The sequence below is a fragment of the Microbacterium maritypicum genome (assembly GCF_041529975.1).
Lineage (GTDB): Bacteria > Actinomycetota > Actinomycetes > Actinomycetales > Microbacteriaceae > Microbacterium.
Genome location: NZ_CP168030.1, coordinates 37,262 through 56,287 on the forward strand (window position 1 = coordinate 37,262; position 19,026 = coordinate 56,287).

12 protein-coding genes and 1 tRNA gene are annotated in these 19,026 nt (G+C 68.2%); 5 read left to right on the plus strand and 8 right to left on the minus strand.

The window, feature by feature from the left end; all coding sequences use genetic code 11:
* Positions 1-27 precede the first annotated feature (27 nt).
* The 6 genes from ACCO44_RS00195 to ACCO44_RS00220 are packed head-to-tail and all read right to left on the minus strand — an operon-like array spanning position 28 to position 7,158.
* Entirely contained in the window at positions 28-1,773 is a 1,746-nt protein-coding gene (locus tag ACCO44_RS00195) for a protein kinase (protein ID WP_372467780.1), read from the minus strand.
* Complete coding sequence (locus tag ACCO44_RS00200; protein ID WP_029264175.1) at positions 1,770-3,224, minus strand: penicillin-binding transpeptidase domain-containing protein; 1,455 nt, start codon at positions 3,222-3,224, stop codon at positions 1,770-1,772. The genes ACCO44_RS00195 and ACCO44_RS00200 overlap by 4 nt, the downstream gene beginning before the upstream one ends.
* On the minus strand, positions 3,221-4,606 hold the full coding sequence (locus tag ACCO44_RS00205; protein WP_029264174.1) for an FtsW/RodA/SpoVE family cell cycle protein: 1,386 nt from the start codon (positions 4,604-4,606) through the stop codon (positions 3,221-3,223). The genes ACCO44_RS00200 and ACCO44_RS00205 overlap by 4 nt, the downstream gene beginning before the upstream one ends.
* Complete coding sequence (locus tag ACCO44_RS00210; protein ID WP_029264173.1) at positions 4,603-5,907, minus strand: PP2C family serine/threonine-protein phosphatase; 1,305 nt, start codon at positions 5,905-5,907, stop codon at positions 4,603-4,605. The genes ACCO44_RS00205 and ACCO44_RS00210 overlap by 4 nt, the downstream gene beginning before the upstream one ends.
* A 7-nt stretch (positions 5,908-5,914) precedes the next feature.
* Complete coding sequence (locus ACCO44_RS00215; RefSeq protein WP_372467781.1) at positions 5,915-6,436, minus strand: FHA domain-containing protein; 522 nt, start codon at positions 6,434-6,436, stop codon at positions 5,915-5,917.
* Entirely contained in the window at positions 6,433-7,158 is a 726-nt protein-coding gene (locus ACCO44_RS00220) for a DUF3662 and FHA domain-containing protein (protein WP_105711469.1), read from the minus strand. The genes ACCO44_RS00215 and ACCO44_RS00220 overlap by 4 nt, the downstream gene beginning before the upstream one ends.
* 144 nt (positions 7,159-7,302) lie before the next feature.
* On the opposite strand from ACCO44_RS00220, the gene ACCO44_RS00225 reads away from it, so the two are divergent.
* Positions 7,303-7,385 (plus strand) — tRNA-Leu (locus tag ACCO44_RS00225).
* A 105-nt stretch (positions 7,386-7,490) separates the two neighbouring features.
* Here ACCO44_RS00225 and ACCO44_RS00230 read toward each other — a convergent pair.
* Positions 7,491-8,339 (minus strand): ribokinase, encoded by an 849-nt coding sequence (locus ACCO44_RS00230; protein ID WP_372467782.1) that lies wholly within the window; start codon positions 8,337-8,339, stop codon positions 7,491-7,493.
* 112 nt (positions 8,340-8,451) lie between these two features.
* Between ACCO44_RS00230 and ACCO44_RS00235 the strand changes: the two genes are divergently transcribed.
* On the plus strand, positions 8,452-9,384 hold the full coding sequence (locus tag ACCO44_RS00235) for a nucleoside hydrolase (RefSeq protein WP_372467783.1): 933 nt from the start codon (positions 8,452-8,454) through the stop codon (positions 9,382-9,384).
* 3 nt (positions 9,385-9,387) lie between these two features.
* Here ACCO44_RS00235 and ACCO44_RS00240 read toward each other — a convergent pair whose 3' ends face one another.
* Positions 9,388-10,404 (minus strand): LacI family DNA-binding transcriptional regulator, encoded by a 1,017-nt coding sequence (locus ACCO44_RS00240; RefSeq protein WP_262002441.1) that lies wholly within the window; start codon positions 10,402-10,404, stop codon positions 9,388-9,390.
* Positions 10,405-10,508: 104 nt separating this feature from the next.
* Here ACCO44_RS00240 and ACCO44_RS00245 point away from each other — a divergent pair, with 104 nt between their 5' ends.
* From ACCO44_RS00245 to ACCO44_RS00255, 3 genes are all read left to right on the plus strand, one after another.
* Positions 10,509-11,924 carry an MFS transporter gene (locus tag ACCO44_RS00245; protein WP_372467784.1) on the plus strand — a complete coding sequence of 472 codons (1,416 nt, stop codon included), beginning with the start codon at positions 10,509-10,511 and terminating at the stop codon, positions 11,922-11,924.
* A 148-nt stretch (positions 11,925-12,072) separates the two neighbouring features.
* Entirely contained in the window at positions 12,073-15,363 is a 3,291-nt protein-coding gene (locus tag ACCO44_RS00250) for a hypothetical protein (RefSeq protein ID WP_372467785.1), read from the plus strand.
* A gap of 2 nt (positions 15,364-15,365) precedes the next feature.
* Positions 15,366-18,863: an LPXTG cell wall anchor domain-containing protein gene (locus ACCO44_RS00255; protein WP_372467786.1), complete on the plus strand. Its 3,498-nt coding sequence runs from the start codon at positions 15,366-15,368 to the stop codon at positions 18,861-18,863.
* The last annotated feature ends 163 nt before the right edge of the window (positions 18,864-19,026 follow it).

Consider the following 19,026-nt stretch of genomic DNA (forward strand, 5'->3'; position numbering starts at 1 on the left):
ACGACTGCGGCTGAGCTGGATTAAAGGCTACCCTTCGGTGCCGCCGCCTCCGTCACCCTCGCCGGGGTCGGTCGCGGCGACGATCGGAACCGAGAGCGGCGGCGACGCGGACGACGTGCGCTGGTCGCCACCCGAGCACATGCCCTGGTACGTGACGATGAGCTGCTGGCCCGCGGCATCAGCCACCTGAATCTGCGTGTTCCGCTGCGTCGGCTGGAAGTTCGGCCCGCCCGACACGAACGTGCCGTTCTGGAGCGAGACGACGTATCCGGAGAGCGTCGTGCCGCTCGGGCACGTGAACCCGGTGCCCCAGGAGATGGTGACCGTGCTGCCGGCGATCGGGTCACCCGTGATGGTCGGGGTGTCGGTCGGGGTCGGCAGGGCTGCGCGCGCGGCGTAGATCGTGAGGGTCATCGGCTGCGTCGTCTCGACGTTGCCCGAGGGGACGACACGGTACACCTTGCCGACGTCGCCGTCGGTCGGGGCCGGGTCGCCCTCGGGGCAGGTGATCTCGCCCGTGAAACCGGCCTCCTTGAGCGTGGATGTGGCCGTGCCGCAGTCCATGTTCACCAGGCCCAACGCGGTCACGTCGACGCGGACCACCTCGGGCGGCGGGGTGGTCGCCGGCGGCGGTGTCTGCGACTGTGACTGCGACGGAGAGGGCGAATCCGACGGCTTGGCGTCAGGGTCGCCCTGGTTCATCAGCATCGCCCACACGGCTCCGCCGAGCACGATCACCAGCAGGGCGATCAGCGCGATCAGCGGCCAGGTCCACGGGCTCTTCTTCTTCTTCTTCTCGTCCGCCGCCGCGTCCTCCGTCGGGAGCTGAGCGGTGGTGGGAAGGATGCGGGTGGTGCCGTCGTCTCCGGACGCCGTGAGCATGCGCGTCGCATCGTCATCGCCGGCGATACCCCCGGTCGCGATCGCGGGAACGGCGATGGCCGCGGAGTTCAGGTCGCCGCGACGAAGAGCCTGCGCTGCGCGGGCCACCGTCGCGGACGACGAGGGGCGGTCGCTGGGCTTCTTGGCGATCATCGCCATGACGAGGTTCTGCACCGGGATCGGCACGGTCGGCGGCAGCGGCGGCGGCTGCTCGTTGATCTGTGCCATCGCGATCGCCACCTGCGACTCGCCCGTGAACGGACGCTTGCCTGCCAGGCACTCGTACGCGACGATGCCGAGCGAATAGGTGTCGGTGGCGGGAGACGCCGGGTGACCCGATGCCTGCTCGGGAGACAGGTACTGCACGGTGCCCATGACCTGGCCGGTCGCCGTCAGCGGAACCTGATCGGCGATGCGGGCGATGCCGAAGTCGGTGATCTTGACGCGGCCGTCGGGCGTGATCAGCAGGTTTCCCGGCTTGATGTCGCGGTGCACGAGACCGGCCGCGTGTGCGGCCTGCAGAGCGGATGCCGTCTGGGCCACGATGTCGAGCGTCTTGTCGGCGCTGAGTGCACCGTCGCGCTCGAGCACGGTCGAGAGAGCCTCGCCGGGCACGAGTTCCATGACGAGGTAGGCGCTGCCGTTCTCCTCGCCGTAGTCGAAGACGCTGGCGATGCCCTCATGGTTCACGAGAGCAGCGTGCCGCGCTTCTGCACGGAACCGCTCGAGGAACCCGGGGTCCCCCATGTACTCGTCCTTGAGGATCTTGATCGCGACGGTACGTCCGATGACGTGATCCGTCGCTTCCCACACCTCGCCCATGCCACCGATCGCGATACGCGACTGCAGCTCGTAACGACCACCGAACGACACACCCTGCGTCGGCCTCATCTGCCCAGCACCGCCTCTATGACCTTCTTCGCAATCGGAGCGGCGATAGTGTCGCCACTGCCTGATTGTCCCTGTCCGCCGCCGTCTTCGACGACGACCGCTACTGCGACCGCGGGGTCGTCCGCCGGCGCGAAGCCGGTGAACCACAACGTGTGCGGCCTGTTTCCGTTCTCTGCGGTGCCCGTCTTACCGGCCACGTCGATCCCGTCTATTCTTGCACCCTGGGCCGCGCCCGTAGCGACGCTGGCCACCATCGACGCGGTCACGTCGTCGGCGACATCGGCTTCCATCGCACGGCCGAACTCGCTGTCCTGGAAGGCCTCGATCACCGACAGGTCGTTCCCGATCACGGCATCCACCATCCGGGGATTCATCACGACGCCGTCGTTCGCGAGACCGGCCGACACCATCGCCATCTGCAGGGGGGTCGCGGTGACCTTGCCCTGGCCGAATCCGGTGAGTGCGGTCTGCGCGTCGTCGAGGGCGCGGGGGTAGCTGGAGGGGGTCGATTCCAGCGGAGTCTCGAAGGACTTGTTGAAACCGAGCTTCTCGGCCATCTCGCGGATCGTGTCGTCGCCGAGTTCGACGGCGAGCTCCGCCATCGGGATGTTGCAGCTGAGCCGGATGGCCTCGGCGATCGTGACCGTGGCGCCCGGCCCGCACTTGCCGCCCCAGGCGTTCGACACCCGATTGGAGGAGCCGGGGAGCGTGTACGAGATGGGGTTGGGCAGCGTCGACTGCGGGGTCCAGTTCCCGCTGGCGTACGCCGCCGCCGCGACGACGACCTTGAACGTCGATCCCGGCGGGTTGAGGTCGCCGGCGATCGCGCGGTTGGACAGCGGCTTGCCGGGGTCGGCGGCGAGCTGGTCGTAGGTGGCGTTCGCGGCGTCCGCGTCGTGCGTCGCCATCTGGTTCGTGTCGAAACCCGGGGTGGAGACCATGGCGAGGATGCGTCCGGTCTTCGGTTCCATCGCGACGACGGCACCCTGCAGCCCGCCGAGTGCTTCATAGGCGGCGCGCTGAGCCGCCGTGTTCAGCGACAGCTCCACGCTGTACCCGCGCTGGGGCTGGCCGGAGATGATGCGCTCGACCTCGGCGAGCAGGGCGTTGGCGCCCGTGCCGGAGAGTTCGGCGTTCATGGCGCGTTCGATACCCGTGCGCGAATCGAGTGCCGCGTTGAAGTAGCCGGTCACCGGTTCCCACATCGCGGCATCCGTGTAGACGCGCTGGAACTGGTACCTGTCGTCGCTGGGCACCGAGTTGGCGATGGTGGCGCCGTCGACGATGATCGCGCCGCGCTGGATCTCGTAGCTGTCGAGGCGGGTGCGCTTGTTGTTGCTGTTCTGGGCGAGGGCATCGGCCTCGACCACCTGGATCCAGCTGGTCGCGGCGAAGAGCGCGATGAACATGAACAGCATCACGATGCTGAGGCGGCGGAGCTCTCTGGTCATCCGATCACGACCCTCGGTTGGCGGCGGACGCCGTCGGAGATGCGCAGCAGCAGCGCCACGATGAGCCAGTTGGCCACGAGCGACGATCCGCCGGCGGCGAGGAACGGGGTGGTCAGGCCGGTCAGCGGGATCAGCCGGGTGACGCCGCCGACCATGATGAACACCTGCAGCGCGATGGTGAACGAGAGGCCGGTGGCGAGCAGCTTGCCGAAGTCGTCCTGACCCGCGAGACCGATGCGCATGCCGCGGCTGACGAAGACCATGTAGAGGCACAGGATCGCGAACAGCCCGATCAGGCCGAGCTCTTCGCCGAGGCTGGTGATGATGTAGTCGCTGTGCGCGAGCGGCGTGACCTCCGGGCGTCCCTGACCCCAGCCGGTGCCGATGAGTCCGCCGCGGGCGAGCCCGAACAGGCCCTGCATGGGCTGATACCCCGCGCCGTCGGGATCGACCTGGTTCGCGTCGAACAGGAACAGCCAGTTGATGAAGCGACCCTGCACGTAGCTGAGGATCTGCGTCGCGAGTGCCACGCCGGCGACGACGAGTCCGAGGCCGATGAGGACCCAGCTGGTCTTCCCGGTGGCGACGTAGAGCATCGCGACGAACATGCCGAAGATCAGGGTTCCGGTACCGAGATCGCGCTGGAAGACGATGATCCCGAGCGAGATGAGCCAGACCACGAGGACAGGTCCCAGTTCCCGCATGCGGGGCCAAGTGATGCCGAGAACCCTCTTGCCGACCGACGTGAGGCTTTCGCGGGTGCGTACGAGGTAGCCGGCGAAGAAGATCGCGAGACAGATCTTCGCGAGCTCGCCCGGCTGGAAGGCGAAGACGCCACCCAGCGACACCCAGACGGCCGCGTTCGCGTCGTCGATGCGCAGACCGGGGACGAACGGCAGCAGCAGGAGCAGGATTCCGGCGAGACCGAAGATGTAGGTGTACCGGAACAGGATCCGATAGTTGCGCAGCAGAATCACGACCGCGATGGCGCCGGCGAGGGAGATCGCGGTCCAGGCCAGCTGCTTCGTGGAGTAGGCGTCCCAGCCGGTGTTCTTGAAGGCGATGTCGATGCGGTAGATCATCGCGATGCCGAGGCCGGTCAACAGCGTCGCGATGGGCACGACGAACGGATCCGCATCGGCGGCGACGAAACGCAGCACGATGTGCAGCGCGAAGGCGAGGGCCGCGAGACCGCCGCCGATCGCGAGGATCATCGGGTCGATCACGCCGAGTGCGCCCAGCTGGACGAGAGTGAGCGCGGCGCCGCTCATCGCACAAGCGAACAGCAGCAACCAGAACTCGCGGTTGCGCTGCGTCTGCGGCATCCGGAGTCGCTTGAGGGCCTTGATGACGGTGGTGTCCGCCTGCACGTCGGTGCTCATCCCTCACCCCCCGCGGGGGTCGCGCTCGGCGTCGGCAGCGGGGTGGGAAGCGGTGTCTGCTCGATCACGTTCGCGTCGGCGCCCGCCCGCAGACGGTCGACGATGGCCATCGCGTCGGCCAGCGAGCGTGCATTGATCGTGCGCTCGACGGATGCCCGCTGATACTGCGGCAGGTTCGCGAGGAGGATGTCGGTGTCCTCGATCGGGGTGGACAGCGTGATCGGGCCGATGTTCTGCTGCACGCCCTGGAAGATCACCACGCTGTCGTCATCGGCGCCGATGAAGTAGCGGGTCTGGGTCCAGCTGTAGGCGGCGAAGGCAGCCACGACGAGCATCGCGACGACCAGGAGCGCCCCGGCGATCCAGCCCGCCCGGCGGCGCTTCGCTCGACGCCGATCCTCTTCGATGAGCTCCTCGAGGTACTCGGGGGCGGGCTCGAAGTGGCTGGGCTCGTTCGCGGCCTGCCGCACCGGGTGCAGCCAGTTTCCGCGCGGCGGGCGCACCGGCGGGACGTAGACGCCGTCGGGGTTCGACGCCGAGCCCACGATCGTGGGGGTGCCGGAGTGGATCGGATGCTGTCCGCCGACGTCGACCAGCACGATCGTGACGTTGTCGGGAGCGCCGCCGTCGAGCGCCTGCTTGAGGAGGTAGTCCGCGGTGCGGCCGGGTGCGACACCGAGCTGCATCGCCTTGAGGATGCGCGTCTCGTCGACCACGCCGGAGAGCCCGTCGGAGCAGAGCAGCCACCGGTCGCCGGGCTGCGTGTGCATGACGAACATGTCGAGCTCGGGGTCGGCGTCCATGTCGCTGAGGACGCGCATGAGCACGGAGCGGCGCGGGTGGTAGCGCGCCTCCTCCGGGGTGATCCGACCGGAGTCGACCAGGCGCTGCACGAAGGTGTGGTCGGCCGTGATCTGGGTCAGCGCGTCGTCGCGGTACAGGTAGATGCGCGAGTCGCCGATGTGGCCGATGACCGCATACTCGTCGACCATGATGATCGCGCTGACCGTCGTGCCGAGACCGGCGAGTTCGGGACGCTCCTTCGCGGCGCGGATGAGGTCGCCCGCGGCGGTCGTCGCGGCGGCCTGCAGCGAGGCCTGCGCGTCTTCGACCGAGGAGTAGCCCTGGTCGAGGGGCTGCAGCCGCTGGATCGCGATGCTCGAGGCGACGTCTCCACCGGCGTGGCCGCCCATGCCGTCGGCGACGGCGAACAGGTTCGCTCCGGAATAGCCGGAGTCCTGGTTGTTGGAGCGGATCTTCCCGGTGTGGGAGATCGCGACGCTCGAGCCTTCGAAGACCATGCCGGGGTCAGGCTCGCAGCTCGAAGGTCGTGGCGCCCACCTTGATGGGGGTGCCGAGCGAGAGGGCGACCGGTGAGGCCGACACGCGCTGGCCGGCGACGAAGGTCCCGTTGGTCGAGTCGAGGTCCTGGATCGCCCAGCTGTCGCCGCGCAGCATCAGGCGGGCGTGGTGGCTGGACGTGTAGTCGTCACGGATCACGAGAGCCGACTCGCTGGAGCGGCCGATCGTGAGCGAATCGGCACTGAGCGGCAGCTCGAGGCCGGCCTTGGGCCCCGACGTGATGACCAGGCGCTTGGCGGTGGCGACGGTCGCCGGTCTGGTCGAGGAGCGTGCGGATGACGGCTTCGCCGCGGGGGCCGCTGCCGGTGCTGCTGCGGGAGCGGGTGCGCCGGCGGTCGCCTCGGCGGGGAGCTTGCGCACACGGACGCCGAACAGGTCGGCGCGGAGCGAATACACGACGCCGAACACGAAGAACCACATCAGGACGAGGAACCCGATGCGGAGCAGGAGGAGGATCAGTTCACTCAACCGAGGGCTCCGAACGCTCGGGTGGCGTCGTCGCCGCGGGGCGCAGGGCGCGACGGGCTGGCCACGGGGACGATCCGGAACACCAGGTCGGTACGTCCGATGGTGATGGTCGTGTCGGTGGGGAGGGCGGCCTCGCGGAGCTTCTGGCCGTTGACCTTGGTGCCGTTCGTGGAGCCCAGGTCGCGCATCATGGCGCGCTCGCCGTCCCACAGGATCTCGGCGTGCTTGCGGCTGGATCCGGCGTCCGCGATCGTGATGTCGGCATCCGTCCCCCGGCCGATGACCGTACGGGCGCGGTTGATCGCGTGACGACGGCCGTCGACGTCGACCACGGCCTGCCAGCTCACGCGGCCCTCGACCGTGCCCGAGTTCACGCGCACGGTTCCCGTGGCGACCTTTTCGTCGGCCTCGAGGTTGATCGACAGGGGGCCGGAGAAGCTGTACCCCTGCGCCTTGGCGTGCTTGGTCAGCAGCGCGAGCAGCTCATCGGTGAGGGCGCCGCCGAGTCCCCGCATCCGCTCCGCGTCGTCCGGGCTGAGGCGCACGACGAAACTGTTCGGCGCGATGATGCGGTCGCGGCTCACGACCGCCGCCTTCGTGTCGGCCTCGCGGCGGAGCGCAGAAGCGATCTCCACCGGCTGAATGCCGCTGCGGAAGGTCTTCGCGAACGCGCTGTTGACTGCGCGCTCGAGACCCTTCTCAAAGCTGTCAAGTAGTCCCACTGGGCTCCTCTGGCATGCCGACCGGTAGACACATCGTAGCCAGGTGACCTGGGGGAACGCCGCCGATCGGGGTCTGAGGCGTGCATCAGGGGGTGAAATCGCGTGATATCTTTGGGAAGTTGAGTTCTTCGGAACGAGACACTCGCGCGAGTGGCGGAATGGTAGACGCGCTGGCTTCAGGTGCCAGTGTCCGTAAGGACGTGGGGGTTCAAGTCCCCCCTCGCGCACAGCGAATGACACAAGGCCGGGCCCACAGGGCTCGGCCTTCTGTCATTCTGAAGAAGGCCCGGTTCCGTTGAGGACACCGGGCCTTCTCCTTCTCCGGGCGCCGCTCAGGCCACAGGAAGATACCGGCTCAGGTGTTCGAACGGGGGCTGGGACGACAGGTGCGACACCGCCGCGGATCCCACCGCACAGGCGGCGGCCAGCGCATCGGCCGGCGCGTGCCCGGCACGCAGCGCGAGTACGAGCGCCGCGCAGAAGGCGTCGCCCGCCCCGACGGTGTTGACGGCCTCGGCGGGGACGCCGTCGGCTCGGGCGATCTCCTCGCCACGGCGATACAGCGCAGCGCCGGCCGCGCCGTAGGTGACCGCGACGAGTTCTGCCTCTGCCAGCTCGGGCATGAGCTCGCGCTCGGTCTCGTTCACGATGAACAGGTCGACCCGGCGCAGCAGAGCCTCGGGCAACGGCTGGGCGGGAGCGGCATTGAGCGCGATGAAGCCCTCCGCCGAGGCGACGACATCCTCGACCACCGCGAGCGCGATCTCCAGCTGCATGAGCACGGCCTCGTCCGCGCCGAAGGTCACACCGTCCAGGGAGACGTGGTCGTTGGCGCCGGGGCAGACCGCGATCTGGTTCTCGGCATCCGCGTCGACGACGATGAGCGCGGTGCCGGTGGCGTCATCCACGGTGCGCAGATCGGCGACATCGACGCCGGCGCGCTTCATCTCCTCGCGGGTCCAGGAACCGTCGGCATCGTCACCGACGGCACCGACCATCCGGACCTTTCCGCCCAACTTCGCGGCGGCGACGGCCTGATTCGCGCCCTTCCCGCCCAGGTCACGGGAGAGTCGCCCGCCGGCCACGGTCTCCCCGGCAGTGGGGAGTCGTTCGACGAACGCGGTGACGTCGACGTTCGCGCTGCCGACGACGACGAGGGATGGAAGAGCAGGAGAGGTCATGGCAGCAGCTTTCGGATCGAGCGGAGGCATCGGAACGCGGAAATCGCGGCCGGCTTGACGTTCATGATAGAAAGTGTAAACGTTTACGCACGCACATCTGCAAAGGAGCACCATGACAATTCCCGTCCTTCTCGACTGCGATCCCGGCCACGACGACGTCTTCGCCATCTGGCTCGCGGCCGGAAACGACGCCATCGACCTCCGCGGTGTGACGACGGTGGGCGGCAACGGCTACCTCGAGCACACCACCCGGAACGCGCGGATCGCACTCACCGTCGCCGGCGTGACGGACGTGCCGGTCGCCGCCGGTGCCGACAAGCCCCTCGTCCGTGAACTCACCCCCGGCGCATGGATCCACGGCGAGAACGCGCTCGGCGGACCGGTGCTCCCCGAGCCGACCGTGCCACTCGACCCGCGCCACGCCGTGCAGTTCCTCGCCGACACCCTCGCCGCCTCGCCGGAGCCGATCACCGTGATCCCCACCGGCCCGCTCACCAACATCGCGCTCCTCCTGCAGCAGCATCCGGAGGTCGTGCCCCAGATCAAGGAGATCATCTGGATGGGCGGCTCGACCGGCCGCGGCAATGTCGGCGCGTATCCGGAGTTCAACGCCTGGGCAGATCCCGAGGCCGCGGCCGTGGTGTTCGCATCCGGCGTTCCGCTCACCATGGTCGGGCTCAACATCTCCCACCAGGCACTGATCACCGAAGAGGTGATTCAGCGGATCGGTGCGGTCGGCAACGCAACCTCGGCATTCGGAGTGGAGCTGCTGCGCTTCTTCTGCAGCACCTACGAGAAGGCCGAGGGCATGCCGGAGGGACCTCTGCACGATCCCATCACCGTCGCCATCGCGATCGATCGGGCCGTCGCCACGGTCCAGCGCTGCCACGTCGACATCGAGACGACCGGCGAGTTCACGGCCGGTGCGACCTGCGTCGACCTGCACGACATGCTGGGCAAGGAGCCGAACACCGACGTCGCGATCACCCTCGACGCGCCGAAGTTCTGGGACCTGGTGACGGATGCTGTCGGCGCATTGGCCTGATGCTCAGCGCGGCGCGGCGGGCGTCGTGGACTCGGCCACGCGCAGACTCGGCGCGAGACGGCTGAGCACGTACGGGGCTTCGGGATCTTCCATCCGCCGCACGAGTGCCTCCGTCGCCTCACGCGCCAGCTCGTCGAACGGCTGCACCACGGTCGTCAACCGAGGCTCGCAGACATCCGCGAGCATCGTGCCGTCGAACCCGGTGACCTGCACGTCAGAGGGGACGCTCCGCCCCGCATGCTTCAGTGCGGCGATGGCACCGGCCGCGACGAGGTCGTCTCCGGCGATGATCGCATCGGGAAGCGGGCCGCGGGCCAGCAGCGCCTCCGCGGCGCTCTCGCCGAACGACAGCAGGTACTCGCCGAAGATGCTCTCCTCGTGCGGCAACCCGCGGGTGCGCACCGTCGCCTCGAAGGCGGCCCGCCGCTCGCGACCCACCGAGGTCACGTCGTTGCCGGAGACGAGGACGACACGCTTCGCGCCGCGGGAGGTGACGTGCTCGACGGCGAGGTCGATGCCGGCGTCGTTGTCGACCCCGACGAAGTCCGCCGGAAGATCGAGCACTCGCCGGTCGAGCTGCACCAGCGGAACCCTGCGCGCGGTGTCGGCGACCGCCTCGAACGAGAGCTCGGCATCGGAGGGCACCACGAAGATGCCCTCCACGCGCCGTTCGACCAGCATGCGCAGACGATCGCGTTCCCGGTCGACGTCTCCGTGCGAATCCGCGATGACGAGGTCGAACCCGCGGCGCTGCAGATGGTCCTCGAGGCGGTGTATGAGCTCACCGTAGAAGGGGTTGCTGATGACGGGGACGACCACGCCGATGGTGGCGCCCGTGCCTGCGCGCAGACCGCGGCCGATGAGGTTGACCCGGTAGCCCAGCTGCTCGGCCACCTGCGCGACATGCTCGGCCGTGCGTCCCGATACGCGGTCCTTGCCGTTGAGGGCCCGGGAGACCGTCGCGATGGACACACCGGCGGCGGCTGCGACCTCATGCAGCGTGACGGACGCCTTCTTCATCACGACTCTCATCCCCGGTGCCGGTGGCACCACGACTCAAAGATATGACGTGCGTAAAGGATTACGCACGCGAACAGCCAACGATCGACACGAAGAAGTGAGCAATGACCAACCAGACAGATGCGGTTCGTACCCGTTCCAGCGTGGTTTCGCTGATGATCGCGCTCCTCGCGGCGTGCCTCGCGTTCCAACTCAACGCCAGCATGCTGAGCCCGGCTCTGGTGACGATGGAGCGTGAGCTCGACGCGACCGCCTCCGAGATCGCGTCGACCCAGACCGTCTTCTTCACGGCTGCCGCGCTGTTCACCCTCTTTCTCCCCCGCCTCGGCGACCTGATCGGTCGCCGACGGGTTCTCGTCGGGATGCTCGTCGTGATGGCGGTCGGCTGCGTCGTCGCGGCGCTCGCCACCAACGTCCCGATGCTCTTCATCGGTCGCCTCATCCAGGGAGTGTCGGGACCGGTGGTTCCGCTGTGCCTGATCATGCTGCGCGCGGCCGTCGTGGATCCGAAGGTCTACGGCACGCTGCTCGGTGTCGTCACCGCGGTCAACGGAGGGATCGCCGGGGGCGACGCTCTGCTCGGCGGGTATCTGGCGACCAACCACGGCTTCGCCTCGATCTTCTGGACCATGGGCGGTGTCGCCGTCGGTGCGGCTCTCGTCGTGCGCTTCCTCGCCCCCGAGACGATGGCCGAAGACCGTCCGCGGATGGACTGGTGGGGCTCGCTGCTGCTGGTCATCTCCGTCGGCTCGATGCTCGTCGCCCTGAACGAGCTCGGGAAGCTCGCCGATGCGGACCTGATCCTCGTGATCGTCCTCGCCGTGGTCGCCGTCGTCTCTTTCGTCTCCTTCTGGAAGCTCGAGGGCAGGCTCGATCATCCGCTCGTCTCGATTCCCCAGCTGAAGCAGCGCGCCACCTGGGCGTTGAGCGCCACCTCACTCCTGACACTCTCCGGGATCTTCGCGATCATGAACGGCGTGGTGCCGGCCCTCGCGCAGGACTCCTCGATGAACCTCGGGATGAGCGCCGAAGAGGTGTCGCTGTGGATCCTCATGCCCTACGCCCTCGCCGGTCTGCTGATGGGTCCGCTCAGTGGCAGGCTCGCCGCCACGGTCGGGTACCGGACGATGCTGCGGATCGGCCTCGGCGGCACCATCGTGGTGCTCGGCCTCATGGTCGCCAACGTCGAGACCGCCTCACGCCTCGTTCTGCTGCTGCTCTCCGTCGCCGTCGGCATCACCTACGCCGGCATCGGGAACATCATGCTCAACGGTCTGGGGGTCGTGCTCTCACCGAAGGAGCGCCCCGGGTCGCTTCCCGGGCTGAACACCGGTGCCATCAACCTCGGCGCCGGGCTGAGCTTCGTCGTCATCTACGCCGCCCAGACCTCGTTCGCGTCGGAGTCGGCGGGAGCGGGGGCCGGATACGTCGCCGCCTTGGTCACCGGAGCCGTCGTGCTGGTCGGTGCGCTGATCTTCTCGATGTTCATCCCGAAGCCGGTGCATGCCGAACTGAGGTGACGCGTCGCCCGGGGTGATTTTTCCCGGATCAGGTGCGGAAAAAGCGGAGGCGTGGTTGAATATGCGCAGCCTCTCGGGGGAGGGAGCGGGTCCATAGGGGCGCGCCCCGCGAGTCCGCACGGACCTCGCCCGACACGAAGAGGTTCTGATGACCGACAAGTCCCGCAGCAGGCGCGCCCGGCAGAACCCGCACTCTCTGAGGAGCCGCTTCGCCGCCGCGGCCGTCGCCCTCACCGTCGGTGTGCTGGGAGCGCTGGCGCCGCTCGGTGCCACACCAGCGCAGGCCGAGTCGAATGCACCGAACACGGTGCTCATCGGAGAGAACACCTTCTACGTCTACGCCGCCGCTGGCGAGACCGTGACGGGGGAGTTCATCCTCAACCTCTTCGACGCCGCGCGAGGCCAGACGTTCAGTCTCACGGACCCCTCCGGCGCCGTGCGCTGGACGTGTGACCTTGCTCCGGCTGCTCCGACCGGAACGACCTGCACCGTTCCGGCCGGGATGACCGGACCGACGGGGGTGTGGCTCCTCGAGACGGAGGGTCTCGGCGCCGTGACCGCCAACTGGCCTCCGGGCTCGGGAAACGAATCGCGGTGGGACATCACCGTGCTCTCCAGCGGCGGCGCGCCGATTGAAGGTCGGGTGTGGTCCAAGCAGTACCGCGCGTACAGCTCCCTCACACCGGGGTCGGGCACCGTCTTCGCCAATTCCGACCTCGGCTTCTGGGTCGTGTCGGAGAACGGCACGCAGTACACGGTGGAGATGCCCGTCTTCAACGGTGGTGGATGGAGCTTCAACAGCGATGCCTTCGGGAACGTGCTCGATCCCGCGCTCTGCACGCCCGCCTACCGATCGCTCGCGCAGACGAGCAACTCGCCGGAACATCAGGGTCCTGGGCCGGAGTGCGGCCCCGGTTACAACCTCTTCTTCGAGCCGCCGGCAGCCGATCTTCCCGGATTCGCCACGTCGGCCGACGGCGAAGAGTTCGTCAATCCCGACTACTCCCCTCCGAGCTTCGGAGGCACCGCCTACTCGCGGACCAACGCCCTCTCGCACGCCGGAGCGCTCGAGTACGAGCTGAACAACTTCACGGGCAACTATGTCGTCCGGGTCGATGTCGACGGCAACGGGTCGTACACGGATCCTTTGGACATCGCTCTCCCCCAGTCGGGAACGGACGGCACCGTGAGCGCTCCGTGGGATGGCCGTGATTCCGCCGGCACGCTCGTCGACGTCTGCACGACGGTGAACTTCGAGGTCGCCATCGAGAAGACGGACGAGATCCACTTCGTGCTCGGTGACGTCGAGGTTCTGCCCGGCGGCATCCGCATCACGCAGATCGTCGGTTCGAGTGTCGGAAACGACACCATCTATTGGGATGACACGGAGGTGCCCCTGTCGGGTACCGGCCCCAAGTCGAGCACGAGCCCTCCCCTCGTCAATCTCGCCGGTCTGAGCAGCGCCGGCTTCGTCCATGGGTGGGCGTCCACCGGCGCGAACCAGTGGGGAAACTTCGCAGCCATCGACAACTGGACCTACAGCGACATCGACGTGAGCGCGCAGGCGTCTTCCCTCGGCAACTGCCTGACGCTGACGAAGACCTCCGACGCGACCGTCGACACCCGCCCGGGCGACGATGTGGAATACACCATCACCGCGACCAACACCGGCGAGGAACCGTACACCGCGGCGAACCCGGCCGTCGTCACCGATGATCTGACCGCTGTCCTCGACGACGCCGCCTACAACGACGACGCCACCGCGACGATGCCGGGGACCATCGCCTACGCGGCTCCCGATCTGACCTGGACCGGCCCGCTCGCGGTGGGTCAGAGCGTGGAGCTCACCTACACGGCGACGGTCGCAGCCGGAGGCGACGGCCTCGCGCGGAACGTGGTGTTCAGCGGTACGCCTGACACTCCGACCCCGGCGTGCAACCCTCCGAACGGCGATGGCGTCGACCCGGCCACGGGGATCGCCTGCGCCGAGGCGGAGTTCCTGCTGCCGAAGCTGGCGGTCACCAAGGCTACCGACACCACCGAACTGCCGGCGGACGGCGGGGTGGTCGAATACACGATCACGGCCACGAACACGGGACCCGGCGCCTACACGGCCGCCGAGCCGGCCCGCGTGACCGACGATCTCAGTGCCGTTCTCGACGACGCGACGTTCGGCGGGATCACCTCGCCGACCGACGGCTCCGCGGAGCTGGTCGGAGACGAACTCACCTGGGTCGGCCCCCTCGCCGCCGGCGAGAGTGTCACCATCACGTACACGGCGACGTACGACTCCGCCGCGGGCGACAACGTCCTCTACAACCTCGTCTGCATCCCGACGGACGAGACGGCAGCAGGACAGGACGACTGCGCGAGCGTGCGCATCCCGGCGGCAGAACTCGTGATCGACAAGACGGTGGACCCGGAGTCGGGCACCGCGGTCGACGCGGGGCAGGTGGTGACCTACACGCTGTCGTTCGAGAGCGTCGGCGAGGCCGCGGCGGCGGTGGACAAGGTCGACGACCTGTCCGACGTGCTCGACGACGCGGAGCTGGTGGCGGGGTCGATCACAACGTCGAACCCCGGGCTGACGGCGGAACTCCAGGGCACCGACCTGATCGTCACGGGCTCCGTCGCGGTCGGGGAGACGTACACCGTGTCGTATTCGGTGACGGTGGATGCGTTCGCGGATCAGGAGAACCACCTTCTTGCGAACATCGTGCAGAATCCGGATGGCTCCTGCGATGTCGAAGGCTGTCCGGAGACGTCGAACCCGATCCGTCATTTCGTCGTCGAGAAGGACGCGGATGCGACCACGGCTGTGCAGACCGATGATGTCGTGACGTACACGGTCACGGTCACGAACGACGGTGAGGGTGACTACACGGCGACCGAACCGGCGGGTTTCACGGATGACCTGACCGATGTGCTCGACGACGCGTCCTACAACGGCGATGCGGTCGCGGTGGCGTCGGACGGTTCGACGGTGCCGACTCCCACGGTGACCGGTGCGGTTCTCGCGTGGTCGGGGCCGATCGTGGCGGGCGAATCCGTATCGGTCACGTACTCGGTGACCGTGACGAACGCCGGCGACGCCGACCTGGTCAATGCGGCGACGCCCGTGTGCGCACCGGGCGTGATCTGCGACCCGGTGACGCCGCCGGTGGACATCGACCTGCCGCGGATCACCCCCGAGAAGTCATCCGATCCCGTTTCGGGCTCGGGTGTGGTCGCCGGTGACGTGATCACGTACTCGCTGACGTTCACCAACAGCGGCCAGGCCGCGGGTGACGTCGCCTCGACCGATGATGTGTCGGAGGTGCTCGACGACGCGGAGGTCACGACCGGCCCGACGGCCGATCTCGCGGGCATTACGGCCACGTTCGACGCGGGCACGGGCGAGATCCGCATCGAGGGGTCGCTCCCGCCGCGGCGACGGTGACCGTGACGTATCAGGTGACCGTGCTGGCGGACGGTGAGCGCGGCGACAACATCCTCACCAACGTCGTCACCCCGGATGTGCCGCCGTACGTATGCGATGACAGCGACCCGGACTGCGACCCGTTCGTACCGCCGAGTACGGAGCACCCCGTCGGTCAGCTCTCGGTGGACAAGACGGTAGACCCGGAGTCGGGCACTTCGGTCGACGCGGGACAGGTGGTGACCTACACCCTGTCGTTCGCGAGTGTCGGTGCCGCGGCATCGGCGGTCGACAAGATCGACGACCTGTCCGACGTGCTGGACGACGCGGAGTTGCTCGCCGGTTCGATCACGACGTCGAATGCGGCGCTGACCGCAGAGCTCCAGGGCACGGATCTGGTGGTCACCGGGTCGGTGCCCGCCGGCGCGACGTACACGGTCACCTATTCCGTGACCGTGAGCGCGTTCGAGGACCAGGAGAACCACCTCCTTGCGAATATCGTGCAGAATCCGGATGGATCGTGTGGCGTCGAGGACTGCCCGGAGACGTCGAACCCGATCCGTCATTTCGTCGTCGAGAAGGACGCGGATGCGACCACGGGCGTGCAGACCGGTGATGTGGTGACGTACACGGTCACCGTGACGAACGACGGTGAGGGTGCCTACACGGCAACGGAGCCGGCCGGGTTCACGGACGATCTCACCGATGTGCTCGACGACGCGTCCTACAACGGCGATGCGGTCGCGGTGGCGTCGGACGGTTCGACGGTGCCGACTCCCACGGTGACCGGTGCGGTTCTCGCGTGGTCGGGGCCGATCGTGGCGGGCGAATCCGTATCGGTCACGTACTCGGTGACCGTGACGAACGCCGGTGACGCCGACCTGGTCAATGCGGCGACGCCCGTGTGCGCACCGGGCGTCATCTGCGACCCGGTGACGCCGCCGGTGGACATCGACCTGCCGCGCATCACCCCGGAGAAGTCTTCCGATCCGGTCTCGGGCTCGGGTGTGGTCGCCGGTGACGTGATCACGTACTCGCTGACGTTCACCAACAGCGGCCAGGCCGCGGGTGACGTCGCCTCGACCGATGATGTGTCGGAGGTGCTCGACGACGCGGAGGTCACGACGGACCCGATCGCGGACGTCGCCGGCATCACGGCGACGCTCGACGCGGGTGCCGAGCAGATCCGCATCGGGGGGTCGCTCCCTGCGGGCGCGGTCGTCACGGTGACGTACCAGGTGACGGTGCTGCCCGACGGGGAACGGGGGGACAACGTCCTCACCAATGTGTTGACCCCGGATGTGCCGCCCTACGTGTGCGGCGACACCGACCCGGACTGCGACCCGTTCGTGCCGCCGAGCACGGAGCACCCGGTCGGCCAGCTCGCGGTGGACAAGACCGTGGACCCGGAGTCCGGCACAGCTGTGGATGTCGGGCAGGTCGTGACCTACACCCTGACGTTCGAGAGTGTGGGGGCTGCGGCATCGACGGTGGACAAGGTCGACGACCTGTCCGACGTGCTGGACGACGCGGCGCTGGTCGCGGGCTCGATCACGCCATCGAACGCGGCGCTGACCGCAGAACTGCAGGGAACCGATCTGGTGGTCACCGGATCGATCCCCGCCGGCGCGACGTACACGGTCACCTATTCCGTGACCGTGAGCACGTTCGCCGATCAAGAGAACCATGTCCTCGCGAACGTCCTGCAGAACCCGGACGGTTCGTGCGGCGCGGAAGAATGCCCGGACACATCGAATCCGATCCGCCACTTCTCGGTAGAGAAGGATGCGGATGCGACGGCGGGCGTGCGGACCGGTGATGTCGTGACGTACACGGTCACCGTGACCAACGACGGGGAGAGCGCGTACACGTCGTTCGTCCCCGCGGGCTTCACGGACGATCTGATCGATGTGATCGACGACGCCTCGTACAACGGCGACGCCGCAGCGGTGGCGTCAGATGGGTCGCTGGTGCCGGCTCCGACCCTGGAGGGTTCGGTGCTCGCCTGGTCGGGTCCGGTCGCCGTCGGCGAATCGGTGTCGATCTCCTACTCCGTGACCGTGACGAACGCGGGAGATACGGATCTGGTCAACACGGCCACGCCGGTGTGCGCGCCGGATGTGGCCTGCGACCCGGTGACCCCGCCGGTGGACATCGATCTGCCACGGATCACTCCCGAGAAGTCATCGGACCCGGTCGCCGGGACGACCGTGGAGGCGGGCCAGGTCGTCACCTACACGCTGACGTTCACCAACAGCGGCCAGGGCGCCGGTGACGTGGCATCGTCGGATGACATGTCGCAGGTGCTCGACGATGCCGAGCTCACAGCAGGCCCGACCGCGGATGTCGCCGGCATCACGCCGATATTCGATGCGGACGCGGAGCAGATCCGCATCGAGGGCTCGCTTCCCGCCGGCACCGTCGTCACGGTGACCTACCAGGTGGCGGTGCTGCCGGACGGCGACCGCGGCGACAACATCCTCGCCAATGTCCTCACCCCGGACGCCCCGCCGTACGTGTGCGCCGACGGCGACCCCGACTGCGACCCGTTCGTGCCGCCCGGCACCGACCACTTCATCGGCGAGCTGCGCGATTGGAAGACGGTCGACCCGGCCTCCGGAGGCACGGTCGTGCCCGGGCAGGTCGTGACCTACACGCTGCACTTCGAGAGCGTGGGCACCGGGCCCGTCACGGTCGACCGCGAGGACGATCTCACGACCGTCCTCGATGATGCGACCGTCACGTCGGATCCGGTGAGCTCGGATGCCGCGCTCGCCGTCTCCGGGATCGTCGACGGGCGTTTCGGGATCACCGGCTCGCTCGAACCCGGAGATGCCGTGACCGTCACCTACCAGGCGACGGTCAACCCGGACGGTGAGCGCGGCGACGACCGCCTGTCGAACTACCTCCTCGACCCCGACGCGGCCCCACCGGCCGAGTGCGTCGTCGCCGAGGGCGAGGAGTTCCCCGACTGCACCGTGGATCACGTCAGCAGCGTGGTGGTCGTGAAGTCGGCCGACCCCGCGTCGGGGACCGAGGTGGAGGAAGGGCAGCAGGTGGAGTACACCGTGACGTTCCGCAACGTCTCGACCGACCCGGATGCGGCGGGTGCAGACGTGGACTACACCGATCACCTGACCGATGTCCTCGACGATGCGACACTGACCCGCGGACCCCAGGCGTCGACGGAGGCGCTGGCCACGGCGGTCGAGGGGCGGACCATCCGCATCACGGGCTCGGTCGCATCCGGAAGCACGGCCACCGTGACATACGTGGTCACGGTGCAGCCGTGGGCCGATCAGGGGAACCACAGCCTCGGCAACGTGATCGCGGTGACCGGCGAGGAACCGATCTGCGTCGAGGGGAACGGCCTGTGCACCACGCATCCGCTGGGTGAGCCGGATCCACTCGCGGTGACCGGTGGCCAGGTGGCCGTCGGTGCGCTGGCTGCCGGTGTCGTTCTGCTCCTCGCGGGCGGGCTCCTGGTGGCGATCCGCCGCCGACGTCAGGCGATCGAGTAGGTCAGCGCCGCGAACCCGGGTGCCCGCCTTCCGGCCGACACCCGGGTTTGCGTGTGCCCGGGGGGGTGCCCCCGTGTCCGCGGCCCGGCCGACGACCCACCGTTGCGCTCCCCCGACACCGAGCTATACTGAACAATAGATCACCAGCCCGCACTATTGTTCG

Coding starts and splice junctions, on each gene's coding strand:
- ACCO44_RS00195 (WP_372467780.1), bottom strand. CDS start 1,773: ATGAGGCCGACGCAGGGTGTGTCGTTCGGTGGTCGTTACGAGCTGCAG.
- ACCO44_RS00200 (WP_029264175.1), bottom strand. CDS start 3,224: ATGACCAGAGAGCTCCGCCGCCTCAGCATCGTGATGCTGTTCATGTTC.
- ACCO44_RS00205 (WP_029264174.1), bottom strand. CDS start 4,606: ATGAGCACCGACGTGCAGGCGGACACCACCGTCATCAAGGCCCTCAAG.
- ACCO44_RS00210 (WP_029264173.1), bottom strand. CDS start 5,907: ATGGTCTTCGAAGGCTCGAGCGTCGCGATCTCCCACACCGGGAAGATC.
- ACCO44_RS00230 (WP_372467782.1), bottom strand. CDS start 8,339: ATGACCTCTCCTGCTCTTCCATCCCTCGTCGTCGTCGGCAGCGCGAAC.
- ACCO44_RS00235 (WP_372467783.1), top strand. CDS start 8,452: ATGACAATTCCCGTCCTTCTCGACTGCGATCCCGGCCACGACGACGTC.
- ACCO44_RS00240 (WP_262002441.1), bottom strand. CDS start 10,404: ATGAAGAAGGCGTCCGTCACGCTGCATGAGGTCGCAGCCGCCGCCGGT.
- ACCO44_RS00245 (WP_372467784.1), top strand. CDS start 10,509: ATGACCAACCAGACAGATGCGGTTCGTACCCGTTCCAGCGTGGTTTCG.
- ACCO44_RS00250 (WP_372467785.1), top strand. CDS start 12,073: ATGACCGACAAGTCCCGCAGCAGGCGCGCCCGGCAGAACCCGCACTCT.